Source organism: Denitratisoma oestradiolicum (assembly GCF_902813185.1).
Classification (GTDB): Bacteria; Pseudomonadota; Gammaproteobacteria; order Burkholderiales; family Rhodocyclaceae; genus Denitratisoma; species Denitratisoma oestradiolicum.
Window position 1 is genome coordinate 2,597,746 of sequence record NZ_LR778301.1, and the last position, 18,774, is coordinate 2,616,519.

Here is an 18,774-nt window from a genome sequence, read left to right on the forward strand (position 1 = left end):
TCATGGCAGGAAGAAGGTCGCTTTCTCGTGAACTCGCGCCTTGTCGTCGGTCGGTGAGGCCACGTTGATGTGGATTCGATTGGCGCCACGCTTTCCTGAATCCAGCGGTGCCCGGATTTGTATTGTCACTGGAACGACGCTGGCCGGTCCCACTGCCACTGTACGGATGCCCTCCAGGTGAATTCCCGGCAGACCCTCCACCTCGATATGGAAGGTCTGTGGTTGCTCGGAGACGTTCATCACTTGCAAACGGTAGACGTTCTCGATCAGTCCGTCCTCCACCTCCCGGGACAGGGTCGCCCGATCCCGGATCACATCCACTCTCAGGGATGGCTTGGTCGCCAGCCCCCAGGCGAAGGCAATACAGATGGCGGCAAGCACGGCGCTATAAATCACCACCCGGGGCCGGATAATGTGCCCCAAGATATCCTTCCACCCCCAATGCTGCTCAACGGCATGTTCTGTCGAGTAGCGGATCAGACCCATGGGATAGCCCATCTTGTCCATCACTTGGTCACAGGCATCAATACAGGCGGCACAACCGATGCATTCGTATTGCAGACCCTGGCGAATATCGATGCCAGTGGGACAGACGGCAACGCATAGCCCGCAGTCCACGCAATCCCCGAGCCCCTGCTGGCGATAGTCGATCTTCTTGGAACGGGGGCCACGGGGTTCTCCTCTTTCCTCGTCGTAGGTGATAACCAGGGTATCGGGGTCAAACATTACCCCCTGGAATCTTGCGTAGGGGCACATGTACTTGCACACCTGCTCCCGCAAATGTCCGGCCAAGAGATAGGTAAAACCACCATAGAAAAAAATCCAGAAACTCTCCCAGGGTCCCAGGTTGAAAGACCAGAAAGATCCCCAGAGCGTTTTGACCGGAGTGAAATAGCCGACCAGGGTAAAGCCCGTCCAGGCCGACAGTAGTATCCAGGAAGAATACTTGCCGGTTTTACGAATGAATTTTTCCGCGTTCATCGGCGCCTGATCCAGACGCATACGGGCATTCCGATCCCCTTCGAAGACCTGTTCGATCCACATGAAGAGTTCTGTATAGACCGTCTGAGGACAGGCATAGCCACACCAGAGACGCCCCCCCACGGCAGTGAACAGGAACATGGCATAGGCACAAATGATCAGCAGCACTGCCAGGAAGAAGACATCCTGGGGCCACAGGATCAGGCCGAAGATATAGAACTTCCGTTCCACCAGATCGAACAACACCGCCTGGCGACCGTTCCAGGGTAACCAGCAGAACCCGTAGTAGACCAGTTGTGTCAGCCAGACCAGTACCCAGCGCCAGGTTGCGAAACGTCCCGACACGGAGCGTGCATAGATTTTTTTCTGTATCTCGTAGAGCGGCTCTTCGGCCGACTCGGAGATATTTGGCGGATACCCTGGGGATTCGGCGCTCATGATCTATATATCAGCAAATTCTGATGTTTCAGATTAAAAAAATCTCCCCGGCCAAGGACCGGGGAGATTTCAGCAGGTTTATTTGGCCTCGGGCACCACCGGGTCAGCACTGGGTGGAGTTGCCTTGGCGCCACCACCCAGGCCATAAACATAGGCCGCCAGCAGATGCACTTTTGCGTCGCCGAGAAACTCGCCAAAGGCCGGCATGCGGTTCTGGCGTCCCTTGGTGATGGTCTCGACGATTACATCCTCGGAACTGCTGTAGAGCCATACCTTGTCGGTCAGGTTCGGCGCCATACCCACCGTGCCCTTGCCTTCCGGGCCATGACAGGCACCGCAGGACGGAGCAAATAACTCCTGCCCTCGCTGAACACGCACCGAATCCGCAGTCAGACCAGAGAGCGATCGCACATAATGGGCCAGATCCCTGATTTGATCGGTGGTCAGATCAGGCTTCAGACCCTTGGCCGGCATCATGGCATCACGCCCCTTGAGTATGGTTTCCTTGATCTGCTCAGGAGAACCACCCCAAAGCCAGTCGCTGTCCGTCAGATTGGGAAAGCCACGCGTACCCTTTGCATCGGCGCCATGACACTGGGCGCAGTAGGTCAGAAACAGACGCTGCCCGGCTTCCTTGGCCCGTGGATCGGCGGCAACCGCTGCCAGACTCATTTTCAGCAAAGGGCCATAGGCCTGGACGAATCGCTCGTCGGCGACCTGGCTTTCCTTCTCATACTGGCCACGCATGGTCCATGAGAAAGAGCCGCCGTAGGTTCCCAACCCCGGATAGAGAGCCAGATAGACCAGGGCAAAAACCACTGTCAGGTAAAACATCCAGCGCCACCAGGAAGGCAGGGGATTGTTGTACTCCTCCAGATCATCGTCCCAGACATGACCAGTCGTCTGACCGGCGGAATGCTTGGCGGCACCTTGGATCCAAAGCAGTACCCCGCAACCAATGACGCTCGCCAGGGTGAGTCCGACCACATAGATGTTCCAAAAGCCGCTAACGAAATCGCTCGTATTCTTGAAGTCCATTTTTCGTTTCCTTCACTTATCCGTGGAGCCCGCACCCGTGCCGCCTGGGACAGAGTCGTCGTCCAGGGGCAGGTTTGCCGCCTCGTCAAAAGCCTGCTTGCGTTGGCCCGAATAGGCCCACCACACAATGCCGACAAACAAGACGAAGGTCAGCACCGTAAACATCGAGCGCAGGTCGTTGATATCCACCTGATTACCTCGCCTGTTTGAGCGCCGTGCCCATCCCTTGCAGGTAGGCGATCAGGCACTCGATCTCGGACTTACCCTCCACGGCCTGCTTGGCACCGGCAATCTCCTCATCGGTATAAGGAACGCCAACCTTGCGCAAAGCCTGCATCTTGAGTTCGATGTCGCCGGTTTTCGCTGGACGATCCAGCCAGTAGTAGGCAGGCATGTTCGACTCCGGCACCACGTCACGGGGATTCAGCAGGTGAGTGCGATGCCAAAGATCGGAATAACGGCCGCCAACCCGGGCCAGATCAGGGCCGGTACGCTTGGAACCCCACTGGAAGGGATGGTCATAGACAAACTCGCCCGCCACGGAATAGTGGCCGTAACGCTCGGTTTCGGCACGGAAGGGACGAATCATCTGGGAATGGCAGTTGTAGCAGCCTTCTCGGATGTAGATATCCCGACCCACCAGCCGAACCGGGTCGTAGGGCTTGACCAGTTCATTGACAGGGGTGGTGGTAGACTTTTGGAAGAACAGGGGGACGATCTCCACCAGACCGCCCACGCTCACCACGAGGATGACCAGGACGATCAACCATCCTAGATTTTTCTCGATTTTTTCATGGGTCAACATAGTTTCAACTCCTTGCGAATCAGGCGTGATGACCGGCCGGCAGCACCACCGGCGCATTGAAAGCCTTGCCACCAGCGATGGTCCGGAACATGTTGTAAGCCATGATCACCATGCCAGCGAGGAACATCAGGCCCCCTACGATACGAATCGTCCAGAATGGATACGATGCCTTGACGCTCTCGACGAAGGAGTAGGTCAGTGTGCCGTCCTCGTTGGTCGCCCGCCACATCAGTCCCTGCATTACACCGGCGATCCACATGGACGCGATGTAAAGCACCACACCGATGGTGGCTACCCAGAAATGGACGTTGATCAGACTGGTGGAATGCATCTCCTTGCGGCCGAAAAGGCGCGGCAACAAATAGTAGATGGAACCGATGGAAATCATCGCCACCCAGCCCAGGGCACCAGAGTGCACGTGACCGACCGTCCAGTCCGTGTAATGGGACAAGGCATTCACCGTCTTGATCGACATCATCGGACCTTCAAACGTGGACATACCGTAGAAGGAAAGGGAGGTGATCATGAACTTCAGGACAGGGTCGTCCCGCAGTTTATGCCACGCGCCAGAAAGGGTCATGATGCCGTTGATCATCCCACCCCAACTTGGGGCCAACAGAATCAGGGAGAAGATCATGCCCAGGGACTGGGTCCAGTCCGGCAAGGCGGTGTAATGCAGATGGTGAGGACCCGCCCACATATAGGTGAAGATCAACGCCCAGAAGTGCACCACCGAGAGCCGGTAGGAATACACGGGACGGCCGGCCTGCTTTGGAACAAAGTAATACATCATTCCCAGGAAACCCGCGGTCAGGAAAAAGCCCACCGCATTGTGTCCATACCACCACTGAACCATCGCATCCTGAACCCCGGCATAGGCAGAATAGGACTTGGTCAGGGTCACCGGAATTTCGGCGCTATTGACCAGATGAAGCAGGGCCACCGTCAGAATGAAGCCGCCGAAGAACCAGTTGGCCACATAGATATGAGGGGTTTTGCGCTTCATGATCGTGCCGAAGAACACAATGGCGTAAGACACCCACACCACGGTGATCAAAATATCGATCGGCCATTCCAGTTCGGCGTACTCCTTACCGCTGGTGAAACCCAGGGGTAAAGACACGGCGGCCAGCACGATGATCAGCTGCCAGCCCCAGAAGGTCAGGGCTGCCAGTGCCGGCGCGAAAAGCGGCGCATGGGAAGTCCGCTGCACACAATAGTAAGAAGTTGCGAACAACGCACAGCCGCCAAAAGCGAAAATCACGGCATTGGTGTGCAAAGGTCTGAGACGGCCATAGCTCAACCATTCGACCACGTTGAGTTCAGGCCAGACCAACTGGGCGGCGATGATCACCCCCACCAGCATGCCAACGATGCCCCAAATTACGGTCATCACGGCGAACTGGCGCACGACTTTATAGTTATAAGTCGATTGCGACTGCATGATGGATACCCCTCAAGAACAAGAAAATAAATAAACCCTGCCGACGGAGAGGATACACGCCATTAATCCCGTCGCTTTTTGATTTGCGTCAAATTCTACTGCATAGCAGCACAAATTGTTCCTCGCATTAACTCATCGAAGGCCTGCGCAGACCGGGTATAACTGTCTCAATACCCCTATTCAATAGTCAACATGAAAAATGTCTGGGCGAAAAAAAAGGGTGCGCAAAAGCGCACCCCCAACCCCAACAGAGAGACATCAAGTCCGGCGGCATGACCGCCAAACTCTCCATTGAAGTATGGCTATTTTTCCGTTTGGGATCGTTGACCTACATCAACGCCTTGGATCGATTGCACCAAGCCATCATCCGACGCAGAAAAATTGTCATTGTCCATCAGGACCCGATAAGCAGGTCCCTCCAGGTCCTCGAACTGACCATTGCGCAATGACCACCAGAAAATCCCGGCGATGACGAACACCAGCAACAGGGACAAGGGCACCAACAAATAGAGAATTTCCATTAGATCCTTGCCTTGATGGTTCCAGAAACTGCTAGGCGTTGCAGGCGCAAGGCATTGAGTACCACAAGCAATGAACTGCACGACATACCAATACCCGCCATCCAGGGGGTGATCCAGCCAGCCATGGCCAGCGGAATAGCGGTCAGGTTGTAGCCGAAAGACCAGGTCAGATTCTGTCGCACAATCCTCATCGTACGACGGGACAGTTCAAAACCATCGACAATTGCTGTCAGACTTTGGCCCAGCAACACGATATCTGCCTGGGTACGAGCCAGATCCGTGCCCTGCCCCATGGCGACCGATACCTGAGCCTGAGCCAGAACAGGCGCGTCATTGACGCCGTCGCCCACCATCGCAACATGCATCCCTTCCCGCTGCCAATCCTTGATGCGCTGATGCTTGTCCTCCGGTGACAGTTCCCCCTCGGATTCATTGATGCCCAGTTCATCCGCAACCCTCTGCACCACCGGGGTACTATCTCCACTGAGCACAGCCAGACGCAATCCATGTTGATACAAACCCGACACCATGGCCCCAGCTCCATCCCGCAACGAATCCGTGAGGCGGAAAAACCCCAGCCAGCCGGTACCATTGGCCAAGGCCACGGCGGTATCACCAGCAGCCTGCCAGCCTGCCACCCTTTCCGGCACAGGCATTCCGTGGAGTCCAGCGCTGAAATGCGGGCTCCCCAGGCGCACGACCTCACCCTCGAAACAGGCCTCGACACCGGCCCCGGTACGGACCCGCAATTCGGTGACCCGTGGAAGCTTCTCCTGACCAACCCCAGCCCGCAATCCAGCCGCAATGGGATGCTCGGACGAGAGTTCCAGAGCCGCTGCCAACTCTCTGAGCCTCTGCTCGGGCCAGTTCCGACAGCAATAGACTTCTTTCAGAACCATGTGCCCCTGGGTCAGGGTTCCGGTCTTGTCGAAGGCAAAACACGTCACCCGCGCCAGAGCCTCAATGGCATGACCCCGAGTAACGAGCAGCCCCCGGGAGGCCAGGGCACCGATAGAAACCGTCATGGCTGCCGGCGTCGCCAGGGAAAGAGCACAAGGACAACTCACCACCAGCACGGCCACAAACACCTCCAGCATCCGCCCCGCATCAATGAAATACCAGGTCGCCGCCGTCACCACAGCCAGCACCAGCAAGGCTGCAACAAAGCGGGCCGCCACCCGATCCGCCATGCGTACTGTCTCCGGTCGCTCAGCCTCCGCTTGCTCCATCAGGCGCCGAATGGACGCCAGCCGGGTCTGCTCCCCCGTCCTCAGGACACGAAAGACCAGCGGACTTGCCAGATTGACACTGCCGCCGGTCACCTCGTCGCCGACATTCTTGGCTACCGGGCGGCTCTCCCCCGTCAATAGGGACTCATCCGCCGCACCCTCCCCCTGCACCACCACTCCGTCAGCGGGTATTGCCTCACCGGGTTTGACCAGCAGCAGATCGCCTACATTCAATTCGGCCACCGCAACCCGTTCCGACTCCAGGGCCGGGAAATGTAGCAGACGGGCAGCGAAGGCCGGCGTGGCCCGAGCCAGGGTTTCAACACCTCGCACCGCCTTTTGCCGCGCCATCAATTCCAGGTAGCGCCCGCCCAGCAGGAAAAACACGAACATGGTCACTGAGTCGAAATACACCTCACCCTGTCCGGAGACAGTCGCCCACAGGCTGGCCGCAAAGGCGGCACCGACACCAAGAGCCACCGGCACATCCATCCCCACACGACGCAACGCCATGTCCCGCCAGGCGCTGCGAAAGAAGGGCGCCGCCGAATAAAGCACCACCGGCAGGGTCAGGATCAGGCTGGCCCAGCGCATCAATTGCTCGATGTCGGCGGTCATCGTGCCCTCTTCCGCCAGATACACTGGCACGGCATACATCATTACCTGCATCATGCCGAAGCCTGCGACAAACAGCCGCCATAGGGCCGACTTGCGCTCGGACTGAGCCAGTTGCTCCGACTTGGCAACATCGTAAGGATGGGCGCGATAGCCGATGGCGGCAATCGCCTCGAGAATATGGGACAGCCGGGTCACCCGCTCATCCCAGCGCACCCGCATGCGGCGGGTGGCATAGTTGATATCGACCGCCGTCACCCCCGGCTGGCGCCCCACATGGGCCTCGTTGAGCCAGACACAGGCAGCACAGGTGATACCCTCCAAAATCAGCGCCGCCTCTCGCTCATGTTCCCCGACGGGCCGAACGAAATTCTTCTGCACTTCGGGGTGATCGAACAACCCCAGGTCTTTCAGGGCCTGGGGCACCGCCTCCCGAGGGCTTTCCGGCAGGGCATCCCGATGCTGGTAGTAGTCGTCCAGACCGTTGGCGACGATGGCCAGGGCCACCGCCTGACAGCCGGCACAACACATGGCCTGCGGCTTACCGCCGATCTCGACGGGGAAATCGGCATCCGCAGGAACAGGCAGACCACAGTGATAGCAGGAAGGAACAGCCTCAGGTGCAGACAAAGGAGAAGACCTCAGAAACCTCTCGGGCAGCCCGACGGTCCCCGCAGAAGGCCGTGATTTTAACCATAGAGGGAAGCAAAGCCTGCACAGTCAGGCCTGACCGTCAATAATCCTGCCCGGCGAAGGCTGCTTTCAGATGTTCAATGAACAGTCGCAGGCGCAAGGGTATCTGTCTTTGGGGAAACACCGCACTGATGGCCAAGGGTGGCGCGGCGTAATCCTCCAGAACTGCAACCAGTCGCCCTGCCCGCAGGTCTTCGCCCACCTCCCAACGGGAACGCCAGGCCAGTCCCCTCCCTTGCAAAGCCCACTCACGCAGGGCGGATCCGTCATTGCACTGGAGCCGGCCCTTGATCTTCACCAACTGGGTTTCGCCTCGCTTCGCGGCGTCCCGAAACAGCCATCCAGCCTGCTGCACCAGGGGCAGACATTCGTGATTCGCCAGGTCGTCGGGCATCGCCGGAATGCCCCTCCGGGCCAGATAATCGGGACTCCCCACCAGCGCCCGTCGCACCTCTCCCAAGCGCACCGAAATCAGATTGGAATCCGTCATTCCGCCGATACGCACCGCGCAATCAATACCCTCATTGACGATATCCACAACCCGATCCGAAAGATCCAGGGCCGCTGTCACCTCCGGGTGTACATCCAGAAACGCGGCCACTCGGGGTGCCACATGGCGACGGCCGAAGCCCGCCGGAGCGGAGATACACAGGTGTCCACTGGCCCGCACCGCACCCAGGCTGACGGAAGCCTCCGCATTGCCCAGATCCCCCAGCAGACGCTGGCAATCCTCCAGAAAAGCCGCCCCTTCCTGGGTCAGACTCAAGCGGCGAGTGGTGCGCAGCAGCAGCTTGACGCCCAGCCGTGCCTCCAGAGCATTGATACGCCGCCCCATAATAGCCGGCGTCACCCCCTCCTGACGAGCAGCGGCGCTGAGGCTACCCTGGATGGCAGTGGTGACAAAGGCTTCAATTTGAGTCAGTCGGTCCATTACTTACAAAAAGTAAAAGATGAATTGATTTTAACGGATATTAAAATCATATTCAGCAAGTAATACACTTCATCCATCGATTGCATGAATCATTAAATTCTTAGGAGCCCCCATGTCCCTGACCCTGCCCGTCGGCATGCAAATCAACGCGCCCATCCTGTCCGGCTTTGAACACATCCTCACCCCCGAGGCCCTGGCCCTGGTGGCCAAGCTGCACCGGGCCTGCGAACCCCGACGCCAGGAACTACTGAAGCAGCGCGTGGAACGCCAAGCCCGGATCGATGCCGGCGAAATGCCCGATTTCTTGCCGGAGACCAAGCACATCCGCGAAGGGGACTGGAAAGTGGCCTCGCTGCCCCGCGCCCTGGAATGTCGCCGCGTCGAGATCACCGGCCCCGTCGAGCGCAAGATGATCATCAACGCCTTCAACTCCGGCGCCGACAGTTACATGACCGACTTCGAGGACTCCAACAGCCCGAAGTGGGACAACCAGATCCAGGGCCAGATCAACCTTTACGACGCCGTGCGGCGCCAGATCAGCCACACCAACGAGGCCGGCAAGACCTATCGGCTCAACGACACCATCGCCACCCTGCAGGTGCGCCCCCGCGGCTGGCACCTGGACGAGAAGCACGTGACCGTGGACGGCCATCGCGTCTCCGGCGGCATCTTCGACTTCGCCCTGTTCTTCTTCCACAACGCCAAAGAACAAATCGCCCGGGGTGCCGGCCCCTTCTTCTATCTGCCCAAGATGGAAAGCCACCTGGAAGCCCGCCTGTGGAACGACATCTTCTGCCTGGCCCAGGACGAACTGGGTATTCCCCGGGGCAGCATCAAGGCCACGGTGTTGATCGAGACCATCCTCGCCACTTTCGAGATGGAGGAAATCCTCTATGAACTGCGCGAGCACAGCGCGGGCCTGAACGCCGGGCGCTGGGACTACATCTTCTCCTGCATCAAGAAGTTCAAGAAGAACCGCGACTTCTGCCTGGCCCAGCGCAGCGCCATCACCATGGAAGTGCCCTTCATGCGCGCCTATGCCCTGGCCCTGGTGAAGGCCTGCCACAAGCGCGGCGCCCCCGCCATGGGCGGCATGAGCGCGCTGATCCCCATCAAGAACGACCCCGAGGCCAACGAAAAGGCCCTGGCCGGCATCCGCCACGACAAGACCCGCGACGCCAATGACGGCTTCGACGGCGGCTGGGTCGCCCATCCCGGGTTGGTGTCCATCGCCATGGAAGAGTTCAAGAAAGTGCTGGGCGAGCGCCCCAACCAGTGGGAGAAGCAGCGGATTGATACCTTCGGCGCCCGTGACTTCCTCAACTTCCAGCCCGAGCAGCCCATCACCGAAACGGGCCTACGCAACAACATCAACGTCGGCATCCACTATCTGGGTTCCTGGCTGGCCGGCAACGGCTGCGTGCCCATCCACAACCTGATGGAAGACGCCGCCACCGCCGAGATCAGCCGCTCCCAAGTGTGGCAGTGGGTGGTGAGCCCCAAGGGCATTCTTGACGACGGCCGCAAGGTCACCGCCGACATGGTGCGCCCCATGATCGCCGAGGAACTGGCCAAGGTGAAGGCCACCGTCGTAGCCCAGGGCGAGGACACCACCACCTACGACCAGGCTGCGGTGATCTTCGACAAGATGTCCCTGACCCCGGAATACCCGGAATTCCTGACCTTGCCCCTGTACGAGGCGATGGAGTAAACCGCCAGTATCACTGGCAAGGACACCGTTCATTTCCGGAGTCCTTCCCCAACCTATTGTTTTGGCCCCAGCATGTCTTCCGGCCGGACCCAGAGATCGAACTCGTCAGCGGTCACATGGCCCAGAGCCAGGGCCGCCTCCCGGAGAGTGGTGTTCTCGGCATGGGCCTTTTTGGCGATGCTTGCGGCCTTGTCGTAACCGATATGGGGCACCAGGGCCGTCACCAGCATCAGGGAGCGATCAAGCAGTTCGGCGATGCGCGCCTCGTTGGCTTGAATGCCGCGTACGCAGTGAGTCTCGAAACTGCGGCAACCATCCGCCAGCAGCCGGGTGCTTTGCAGAAAGTTGTGGATCAGCAGAGGCTTGTAGACGTTTAGCTCAAAATTACCGCTGGCGGCGCCGATGCTGATGGCAATGTCGTTTCCCAGGACCTGGGCGCAGAGCATGGTCATCGCCTCGGCCTGGGTCGGATTGACCTTGCCCGGCATGATCGAACTGCCCGGTTCATTCTCCGGCAGGGAGATTTCCCCCAGCCCGGAACGGGGCCCGGAGGCCAGCCAGCGGATGTCGTTGGCAATTTTCATAAGGGACGTAGCCAGGGTTTTCAGCGCGCCGTGGGCGATTACCAGGGCTTCATGGCCGGCCAGTCCGGCGAATTTGTTGGGCGCCGTCACGAAGGGCAAGCGGGTGGTGGCGGCGACAGCAGCGGCAACGCGCTCACCGAATTCCGCATGAGTGTTGAGACCGGTACCCACCGCAGTGCCGCCGATCGCCAAGGAATAAAGACCCGGTAAGGCATTGTCCAGGGCCGTTTCGGCCAACGCCAATTGCGCCACATAGCCGGAAAACTCCTGCCCCAGGGTCAGGGGCGTGGCATCCTGGAGATGAGTCCGGCCAATCTTGACGATAGAGACAAACTCGTTCGCCTTGGCCGCCAGAGAGGAACTCAATTGCCGGAGCGCAGGCAGCACCTCTTCGTGCAGGGCACGGGCCGCGGCCACATGCATGGCGCCGGGAAACACGTCGTTGGAAGACTGGCCCTTATTCACGTCGTCGTTGGGATGCACCAGGCGCTGTTCGCCTCGGCCGCCGCCCAGCAGTTCGGAAGCCCGATTGGCGATCACCTCGTTGACGTTCATGTTGGTCTGGGTTCCCGATCCGGTCTGCCAGACCACCAGAGGAAACTCATCCTCATGCCGCCCGGCCAGAATTTCGGCTGCAGCCTCCCGGATTGCCCGCGCCTTGCCAACATCAAGTAGTCCAAGAACAGCATTGACGTCGGCCGCCGCCCCCTTGATCAGGGCCAATCCATGGATCAAGGGCAAGGGCATGCGCTCATGGGAGATGTCGAAGTAGCGCAGGCTTCGTTGTGTTTGCGCCCCCCACAAGCGGTCTTGCGGCACCTCGATGGGTCCGAAGGAGTCTATTTCCATGCGGATCTCGCTCATCCCAGACAACTCCCTCAAAACCACTCCATGGGCCAGGGGCACTACCCTAGGGGGCCAAGCTCGGCATTCAACGCATCGATCACTTCAGCCCAATCGGCGTCTTCCAGAATTTCCTCACACAGGAAAGCGGCCTGCGCTGGCGTCCAGAATGGCGCCTCATGGAGCAAGGTACCCTTAGCCAGAGGATGGTGCGTCTGGATGAATCGAGCAATCGCCTCATCATCCGACGGTAAGCCGAGCTGAGCAAACAGGTGACTCATGCGGTGAGTTGGCGTTTCCATGACTGACCTCGACTCGAAAACAGGGCTCGAAGTGCAGGGAGGATGCGAGCTACCCCATCCCCGAACCGGCCCCCTGACCTTTGTCAGGATAGCACCGCAGATCGTCACCAGGGACCAGGGGAAATCCAGCGCCATCAAGGATGATGGCGGGAAAATGCGAAAAAATCGCCCCGAAGGGCGCTTTTTTGGTGCTTGGCGGAGACGGTGGGATTCGAACCCACGATTCCTGTTTTGCAAGAATGCTCCCTTAGCAGGGGAGTGCCTTCGACCTCTCGGCCACGTCTCCGAAGGACGGCGATGATAAACGCCCGCGTCCCATGGGTCAAACCCAATCAGCGAATCAGGCCAGCACCTGATCCAGATCAAAGGCCTTGTGCAACACTCGCACCGCCAGTTCGAGATATTTCTCGTCCACCACCACGGAGACCTTGATCTCCGATGTGGAAATCATCTGGATGTTGATGCCCTCCTCCGCCAGGGTGCGGAACATCCGGCTGGCGATGCCGGGGTGGGAGCGCATACCCACACCCACGGCCGAAACCTTGCAAATTTTGTTGTCGCCGATGACCGCGCGGGCGCCCACATGGGGCTTGACCTGCTCGTCCAGAATCTTGAGGGCACGGGAAAATTCGCCCCGGTTCACCGTGAACGAGAAGTCCGTGCTGCCATCGTGGCCCACGTTCTGAATGATCATATCCACGTCGATATTGGCGTCGGCAATCGGCCCCAGAATCTGATAGGCGATGCCAGGACGATCCGGTACGCCCAGCACGGTCAGCTTGGCCTCGTCCCGGTTGAAGGCGATGCCGGAAATGATTGGTTGTTCCATCTTGACGTCATCCTCGAAAGTGATCAGCGTGCCCAGGGTTTCCTGGCCCTCTTCCTCGAAGCTGGAGAGCACGCGCAACTTGACCTTGTACTTGCCGGCGAACTCCACTGAACGAATTTGCAGCACCTTGGAGCCCAGGCTCGCCATTTCGAGCATCTCCTCGAAGGTAATGCGCTCCAGCTTCCGGGCCTCCGGCACAATGCGCGGATCGGTCGTATAGACGCCATCCACATCGGTGTAGATTTGGCATTCGTCTGCATTCAGGGCCGCCGCCAGAGCCACGCCCGTGGTATCCGAACCGCCACGCCCCAGCGTGGTGATATTGCCCTGTTCATCCACCCCTTGGAAACCAGCCACGATGACTACGGTATCGTCATCCAGATCGCGCTGCAAACTGGCGCCATCGATATCCAGAATTCGGGCCTTGGTGAATGAACTGTCGGTCAGTATCCGAACCTGACTGCCGGTATAGCTTTTGGCCTTGAGCCCCAGATCCTTGAGTGCCATGGCCAGCAAGGCAATCGTCACCTGCTCGCCGGTGGAGATCACCACGTCCAGTTCCCTATCATCGGGAACTGGAGAGACGTCCTTGGCCAGGGCGATAAGGCGGTTGGTTTCGCCGCTCATGGCGGAAACCACCACGACCATCTGGTGCCCCTGGGCCTTCCAGCGTGCCACCCGTTTGGCGACGTTGCGGATTCGCTCCGGGGACCCCATGGAGGTGCCGCCGTATTTCTGAACTATCAAAGTCATTGGTTTTGAAACGATTTACTCAAATGAGGGAAGCGATTTTACCCGATCCCCCGCCGGATTGCCGATTCCAGATAATCCTTCAAGAGTCACGCCAAAGAATGCCAACCTTGTATGTTGTGAAAATAATATATATACTTTGGATATATAACTTCGGTTATATATCCAACGACGATGGCATTCACAGAACGCATACCCAAGGAGACCCAAAATGAAGACTCCCGAAAAAATCGACGCCCGCGAAATTCGCCACAAACTCGGCCTGAATCAGCAGCAATTCTGGTCCAAGCTGGGCGTCACCCAAAGTGGCGGATCACGCTATGAAAGCGGCCGCAACATGCCCCGCCCGGTTCAGCAGTTGCTGCGCTTGGTCCATGTGGAACAGATCGACATCGCCAAGGTAAGAAAAGAGGACTTCGAAGTGGTCGAGTTCCTCAAGGCCAGCAATCCCGATCTGTTCAAGGATCTCAAGAAACAGGCTCGTGCCTACAGAAAGGCTGCCTGATTTCCGGTCGCGGCACTGCTGCCCAAAAAAATCGTTGGCGGCAGTCATGGGAACGATATCACGCAGGGAGAGCTCAGACTGACCGGTCTGGGTTTCTCCCGCTCCGCCTTTTGGGGCACCCTCAGGGGAGGTTATCGACCTTGACCCAGGCGGTTGAGTTCTGCTGAATCTAGTCCTGAGGAATCGGGACAGCCAGCTGTTTCATCACCGCGACACCAGACCCCGATTGGATGAGCTGAGTAAATTGACCCGCCCCAGGGTCTGGCTGCTTATCAGAAAACGCTGAACGGGAAAATTGCCAGGTGTACCGTGCAGATACGGATGGCGCCTGGCACGGTCAGATTACTGACGGGTAAAAGCGAAGCTGGTTTCCACGCCTTTATCCCATTCATCCCATAGAAAGTCGTCGGCACGACCATCGGCGATGAGTCGGAAAGCATAGCGCACCTGCTCCTCGTAGAAGCCGCAGAAGGCTCCGATCCTGTCCATGCCACCATTCATCTGATGAGCCTCGGCGGGACAGGGCGAGCCGCAGAAATGGCGAATTGCGCAATCCGTGCAGGGTGAAAACCTATCCACGTTCCGCTCCGTCACCAAGCGAAAGGCGGGGGAATCCAGCACATCCTGCACGACGTCGGTAAACAGGTTGCCGCCCCGAAACTCCTCGAGACCGATGAACTCGCTACAGGGAAACATCCCACCGTCGGGTGCCAGGGCGAAGAAGGCCCGCCCACCGCCGCAAGGCGATATGTCGCACATCAAGCGCCGGGCCGTCGGTGCCATGATGGCCAGCAGGATGTTGGCGAAATTGGCCACAACCAGCTTGCGGCCCGTTTCCAAGTACAAGGTATGGCTACGCTCCAGAGCGGCGATGAAACCACGGGCCAGATCCCCGTCATCGGGCCGCACCTTGCGCGCGCCTTCCAGGGTGCAGCGCACGGCATTCAGCATGCAGGTAGGCACCTCCCTAGCATGGAAAAGCTCCATCAAGGGCACCAGTTGATCCAGATTGCTCGCGGTACAGGTAGCGATCACGCTCCATGCGTCGTACCCCCTGAGTTTTTCCATGGCCGCCAAGACCTTGTCATGGACACTCTTGCCGCCGAAGGTGAAGCGCGTCGCGTCGGTAACCTCGGCGCGGGGACCATCGAGAGACAAACCAATGCTGACCCGGCGCCGGGTCAGGAAATCCAGCGCATGATCGTCGAGCAGGGTGGCGTTGGTCTGCACACCGAATACCATGTTGTCCTTGAACGCATCAATGGCTGCGAACATCGCCGACTGGTTCATCAGGGGCTCGGCGCCATGGAAGATGATGCGCGGCTGGTGACCCGCCGGCATCACCGTGGCGAAATAGGCTTGGAGCTTTTCCAGGGCGGCGATCAGCCGATCCGCCGGCATGTGCTGGCCCTCCCAACGCATGCCCTCCGGAATGTAGCAATAGGTGCAGTTGAGATTGCAGCGCTCGGTGGGGTTCACATAGACTGCGGAAGGCTTCAAGCCGAAGCGCAATTCATGGAGTTCCCGTGCGAACGCGTCAGCCTTCAATCGATAAGCGTCCAGCAAGGCCGCGTCGCTCAGGGATGACGCCAGCCTGTCCTTGCGCACCAGCGCCCAGAAAGCGGTTTTCGGGTCCGTCACGGCCACATAATCCCCGTGACCGATATCCAGCGGCACCAGCGTTGGTCCCGTACCCGAGTTGGTGTAAAGACCCGGCGCCCTCACTTTCCGGATTCCTTGCCATCATGGCGATCCATCAGGATGTAATGGGAAAGCCCCACGCCATCGGCGGCACAGCGCTTGCGGCTGGCGATGATGGCCGGTTTGTCCGAGATCGATTCGCTCCGTGGGTCTTTCAGGGGGGCGATGGCGGGGGCGGTGGTTTGCTGCTTGGTGGTCGAATGCATCCGATTCTCCTTGAGTTTAGGAAATGACGAAGGGGTTCCGCCCCGGCGCAGCCAAGCGCCGGGGCGGAACCCCTTCCAAAGGCTCCAAAAGTCTGACGACGAGCAGGTCTTCTGGCTCTCGGATCGACCGGAATCATGGTGATCGCGGAACTCCACGTCCACCGACCGCGCCTTCCCGCCGGAGTGATCCCCGACAGTGGCTGGCGACCGAAGGCTTGCGCCACCGGCCCCCTGCGATCTCCGTCCCCGATTACAGCGGCGGGCCCGCCACGGAATTGCACCGTGTTCCTGGATGCTGCGTCGGGGCGTGATTGTGGCGAGCCCCTTCCGCTACGTCAATAGATACGAGTCGAAACCGGCCTCCCTCTTCAGGAGAGCAGCGTTGAGAATCGAGGTCAGAGGACGGCCCCGGCGACCATCACTCCCAAACCCCAGAGCAGCAGCCAGAGCATCAAGCCACGCCGGACCAGGGCCAGGCCCCGCTGGATATCCTTCGCCTCCGGTGCCGCGCCCATACCCAGGGTCGGCCGAGGTTCCATGCAACCCTCGTAGCTGGCGGCGCCCCCCAGCACCAGTCCCAGGCTGCCTGCTCCCGCGGCCATCACCGGCCCCGCATTGGGACTCTCCCAGGCGGATGCCTGCCGGCGCCAGCAGTCCAAGGCCTGGCGCGTGTTGCCCAACAGGGCATAGGTCAGCGCGGTCAGGCGGGCCGGCAACCAGTTGAGCACGTCATCAAAACGCGCTGCGGCCCAGCCGAAATGTAAATAGCGCTCGCTCTTGTAGCCCCACATGGCATCCAGCGTATTGGTCAGGCGATACAGCACCGCTCCCGGCCCGCCCAACAGGGCAAACCAGAACAGGGCCGCGAACACCGCGTCATTACCGTTCTCCAAGGTTGTTTCCAGGGCTGCCCGGACCGTGGCTGGAGCATCCAGGCCGGTGCTGTCGCGAGACACAATGCATCCCACGGCCAGCCGCGCCCCTGGCAGGTCGCCGCCGAGCAGGGCGGTCTCCACAACCCCGACATGCTGCTCTAGGCTGCGCGCCCCCAGGGCGAAATACAGGCAGGCTGCGGAAACCAGCCAGCCCAGACCCCAGGGCAGTTGACACAGCAGCATGGACGCCATCAACGGAGGCAGCACCGCCAGCCCCCAGGCCGCCACCCCCAGCAGCCGGTCATGGCGCGGCAGGACATTGCTCAGGCGGCAACGGGCCTCGATCCAGCGCGACAACCTGCCGAATCCCACCAGGGGATGCCAGCGCCTCGGCTCGCCCAGTAGTCGGTCGGCGAGCACGGCAAGGCTTGCCGCCATCAGGAGCAGAAATCCTTCAGCCATGAAACCACCCGACACAAAAGAGCTGCGATTCTACTGGCGCAGACATTAACGAGACCCCTGCCAGCACTTTGACATCGCCACCCACGCCCCCCGATAATCCGCGCCGCGCCCGAGACGCCCCCTAACAACAAACCGGCGACGAAGCACAGCACAGGAAACGCGATGATCGAACACGGCGGCAAACTTCGGGAAGCGGCCCGGCACTGGGGCATTCCCCTGACTGACTGGCTCGACCTGTCCACCGGCATTGCCCCTTTCTCCTACCCGTCGCCCCCGCTCCCGCCATCCTGCTGGCAGCGCCTGCCGGAGGCGGACGATGGGCTGGAAGCCGCCGCCCGGGCCTGTTACGGCCTGCCCCTCGACAAGCCGATCCTGCCCTTGCCGGGTTCTCAGGCCGCAATACAGACCCTGCCCCGACTGCGCCCTCCGGGACGCGTCGCCGTGCTGGCGCCCACCTATGGAGAACATCCGGCGGCGTGGCGACAGGCGGGGCATGAAATTCTGGCCTTCGCCCCTCCTCAACTGGAAGCCATGGCCCGCCAAGTGGAGGTGGTAGTGCTGGTTAATCCCAACAATCCCACTGGCGCATGCTTCGATCGGCAGCGCCTGCTGGCCCTGGCGCAGGACATGGCCAGACGCGGCGGCTGGCTGCTGGTGGACGAAGCCTTTGCCGATGTCATACCCCAGCAGAATCTGATAGCGGATTGCGGAGACCATCTGCCCAGCCTGATCGTGCTGCGCTCCCTGGGCAAATTTTTCGGCCTGGCCGGCGCCCGGGTCGGCTTCGCCTGTGGCCCCAGCCTTTTGCTGGATCGCCTGGCCGCAGCCCTGGGGCCTTGGAGCCTGTCCCATCCCAGTCGTTACATAGCCACCCTGGCCCTGTCCGATCAAAGCTGGCAGACGGGGCAACGGCAGCGCCTGATCGAGGCCAGCGCGAGAATGGATCGATTGCTGGCCGACCACGGCTTCACGCGCAGGAGCCATACTCAACTTTTTCACTATTTGCCCACGCCCCAAGCGCCCCATTTGCATCGAGCGCTGGCACAGCAAGGCATCCTCACCCGCTGCCTGGAGTCGCCGCCCGCCCTGCGCCTGGGCCTGCCCGGCGATGAATCCCAATGGCAACGACTGGATGCCGCCCTGACGCACATAGTCCCCAGCCCCCCCCCGAGGATGAAAATGCGCAAAGGCAAATTGAACGCCCCCCACCCCCATCCCCGCCCCGAGGCGGGGCTCCCTATCGGCTCGCTACGCTCGATGATTACACTCGGCTCCGGCGCGGCTTTTTCACGTTAACCAATGGACTGAAAA

General features: G+C 59.9%; 17 protein-coding genes, 1 tRNA gene and 1 riboswitch. Of the genes, 3 read left to right on the forward strand and 15 right to left on the reverse strand.

Going from position 1 to position 18,774, the window contains the following annotated elements; translation table 11 throughout:
• The 8 genes from ccoG to DENOEST_RS11840 form a co-directional block, all read right to left on the reverse strand.
• The gene (gene ccoG / locus DENOEST_RS11805) at positions 1–1,419 is read right to left on the reverse strand and encodes a cytochrome c oxidase accessory protein CcoG (RefSeq protein WP_145771256.1); all 1,419 of its coding nucleotides are present in this window, start codon (positions 1,417–1,419) and stop codon (positions 1–3) included.
• Between the two features lie 78 nt (positions 1,420–1,497).
• A complete protein-coding gene (gene ccoP / locus DENOEST_RS11810; protein ID WP_145771257.1) occupies positions 1,498–2,457 on the reverse strand; it encodes a cytochrome-c oxidase, cbb3-type subunit III in 960 nt (319 codons plus the stop codon).
• Positions 2,458–2,469: 12 nt separating this feature from the next.
• Positions 2,470–2,646 carry a cbb3-type cytochrome oxidase subunit 3 gene (locus tag DENOEST_RS11815; protein ID WP_145771258.1) on the reverse strand — a complete coding sequence of 59 codons (177 nt, stop codon included), beginning with the start codon at positions 2,644–2,646 and terminating at the stop codon, positions 2,470–2,472.
• 4 nt (positions 2,647–2,650) lie between these two features.
• Positions 2,651–3,262: a cytochrome-c oxidase, cbb3-type subunit II gene (ccoO, locus tag DENOEST_RS11820; protein WP_145771259.1), complete on the reverse strand. Its 612-nt coding sequence runs from the start codon at positions 3,260–3,262 to the stop codon at positions 2,651–2,653.
• 19 nt (positions 3,263–3,281) lie between these two features.
• Positions 3,282–4,706, reverse strand: a complete 1,425-nt coding sequence (ccoN, locus tag DENOEST_RS11825) for a cytochrome-c oxidase, cbb3-type subunit I (RefSeq protein ID WP_145771260.1) — start codon at positions 4,704–4,706, stop codon at positions 3,282–3,284.
• A gap of 302 nt (positions 4,707–5,008) precedes the next feature.
• On the reverse strand, positions 5,009–5,227 hold the full coding sequence (ccoS, locus tag DENOEST_RS11830) for a cbb3-type cytochrome oxidase assembly protein CcoS (protein WP_145771261.1): 219 nt from the start codon (positions 5,225–5,227) through the stop codon (positions 5,009–5,011).
• Complete coding sequence (locus DENOEST_RS11835; protein ID WP_232096498.1) at positions 5,227–7,701, reverse strand: heavy metal translocating P-type ATPase; 2,475 nt, start codon at positions 7,699–7,701, stop codon at positions 5,227–5,229. The genes ccoS and DENOEST_RS11835 overlap by 1 nt, the downstream gene beginning before the upstream one ends.
• A 103-nt stretch (positions 7,702–7,804) precedes the next feature.
• Positions 7,805–8,695 (reverse strand): LysR family transcriptional regulator, encoded by an 891-nt coding sequence (locus tag DENOEST_RS11840; RefSeq protein WP_145771262.1) that lies wholly within the window; start codon positions 8,693–8,695, stop codon positions 7,805–7,807.
• A 112-nt stretch (positions 8,696–8,807) separates the two neighbouring features.
• Between DENOEST_RS11840 and aceB the strand changes: the two genes are divergently transcribed.
• Complete coding sequence (aceB, locus tag DENOEST_RS11845; RefSeq protein WP_145771263.1) at positions 8,808–10,406, forward strand: malate synthase A; 1,599 nt, start codon at positions 8,808–8,810, stop codon at positions 10,404–10,406.
• A 53-nt stretch (positions 10,407–10,459) separates the two neighbouring features.
• Here the strand turns inward: aceB and fumC are convergent, their stop codons facing one another.
• The 4 genes from fumC to DENOEST_RS11865 form a co-directional block, all read right to left on the reverse strand.
• A complete protein-coding gene (gene fumC / locus DENOEST_RS11850; protein ID WP_145771264.1) occupies positions 10,460–11,854 on the reverse strand; it encodes a class II fumarate hydratase in 1,395 nt (464 codons plus the stop codon).
• Between the two features lie 41 nt (positions 11,855–11,895).
• Complete coding sequence (locus tag DENOEST_RS11855; RefSeq protein WP_145771265.1) at positions 11,896–12,135, reverse strand: DUF2789 domain-containing protein; 240 nt, start codon at positions 12,133–12,135, stop codon at positions 11,896–11,898.
• Between the two features lie 193 nt (positions 12,136–12,328).
• A tRNA-Ser gene (locus DENOEST_RS11860) sits at positions 12,329–12,421 on the reverse strand.
• A 54-nt stretch (positions 12,422–12,475) separates the two neighbouring features.
• Complete coding sequence (locus tag DENOEST_RS11865) at positions 12,476–13,717, reverse strand: aspartate kinase (protein WP_145771266.1); 1,242 nt, start codon at positions 13,715–13,717, stop codon at positions 12,476–12,478.
• A gap of 208 nt (positions 13,718–13,925) precedes the next feature.
• On the opposite strand from DENOEST_RS11865, the gene DENOEST_RS11870 reads away from it, so the two are divergent.
• Complete coding sequence (locus DENOEST_RS11870; RefSeq protein WP_145771267.1) at positions 13,926–14,219, forward strand: helix-turn-helix domain-containing protein; 294 nt, start codon at positions 13,926–13,928, stop codon at positions 14,217–14,219.
• Between the two features lie 342 nt (positions 14,220–14,561).
• Here DENOEST_RS11870 and cbpB read toward each other — a convergent pair whose 3' ends face one another.
• The 3 genes from cbpB to cbiB form a co-directional block, all read right to left on the reverse strand.
• Positions 14,562–15,944, reverse strand: a complete 1,383-nt coding sequence (cbpB, locus tag DENOEST_RS11875; RefSeq protein WP_145771268.1) for a peptide-modifying radical SAM enzyme CbpB — start codon at positions 15,942–15,944, stop codon at positions 14,562–14,564.
• Positions 15,941–16,126, reverse strand: coding sequence for a modified peptide precursor CbpA (gene cbpA / locus DENOEST_RS11880; RefSeq protein WP_145771269.1), 186 nt, complete (start codon positions 16,124–16,126; stop codon positions 15,941–15,943). The genes cbpB and cbpA overlap by 4 nt, the downstream gene beginning before the upstream one ends.
• Positions 16,127–16,232: 106 nt before the next feature.
• A riboswitch (cobalamin riboswitch) is annotated at positions 16,233–16,415 on the reverse strand.
• Positions 16,416–16,521: 106 nt separating this feature from the next.
• The gene (gene cbiB / locus DENOEST_RS11885; protein WP_145771270.1) at positions 16,522–17,463 is read right to left on the reverse strand and encodes an adenosylcobinamide-phosphate synthase CbiB; all 942 of its coding nucleotides are present in this window, start codon (positions 17,461–17,463) and stop codon (positions 16,522–16,524) included.
• A 162-nt stretch (positions 17,464–17,625) separates the two neighbouring features.
• Between cbiB and cobD the strand changes: the two genes are divergently transcribed.
• Positions 17,626–18,759, forward strand: a complete 1,134-nt coding sequence (cobD, locus tag DENOEST_RS11890; protein WP_145771271.1) for a threonine-phosphate decarboxylase CobD — start codon at positions 17,626–17,628, stop codon at positions 18,757–18,759.
• The last annotated feature ends 15 nt before the right edge of the window (positions 18,760–18,774 follow it).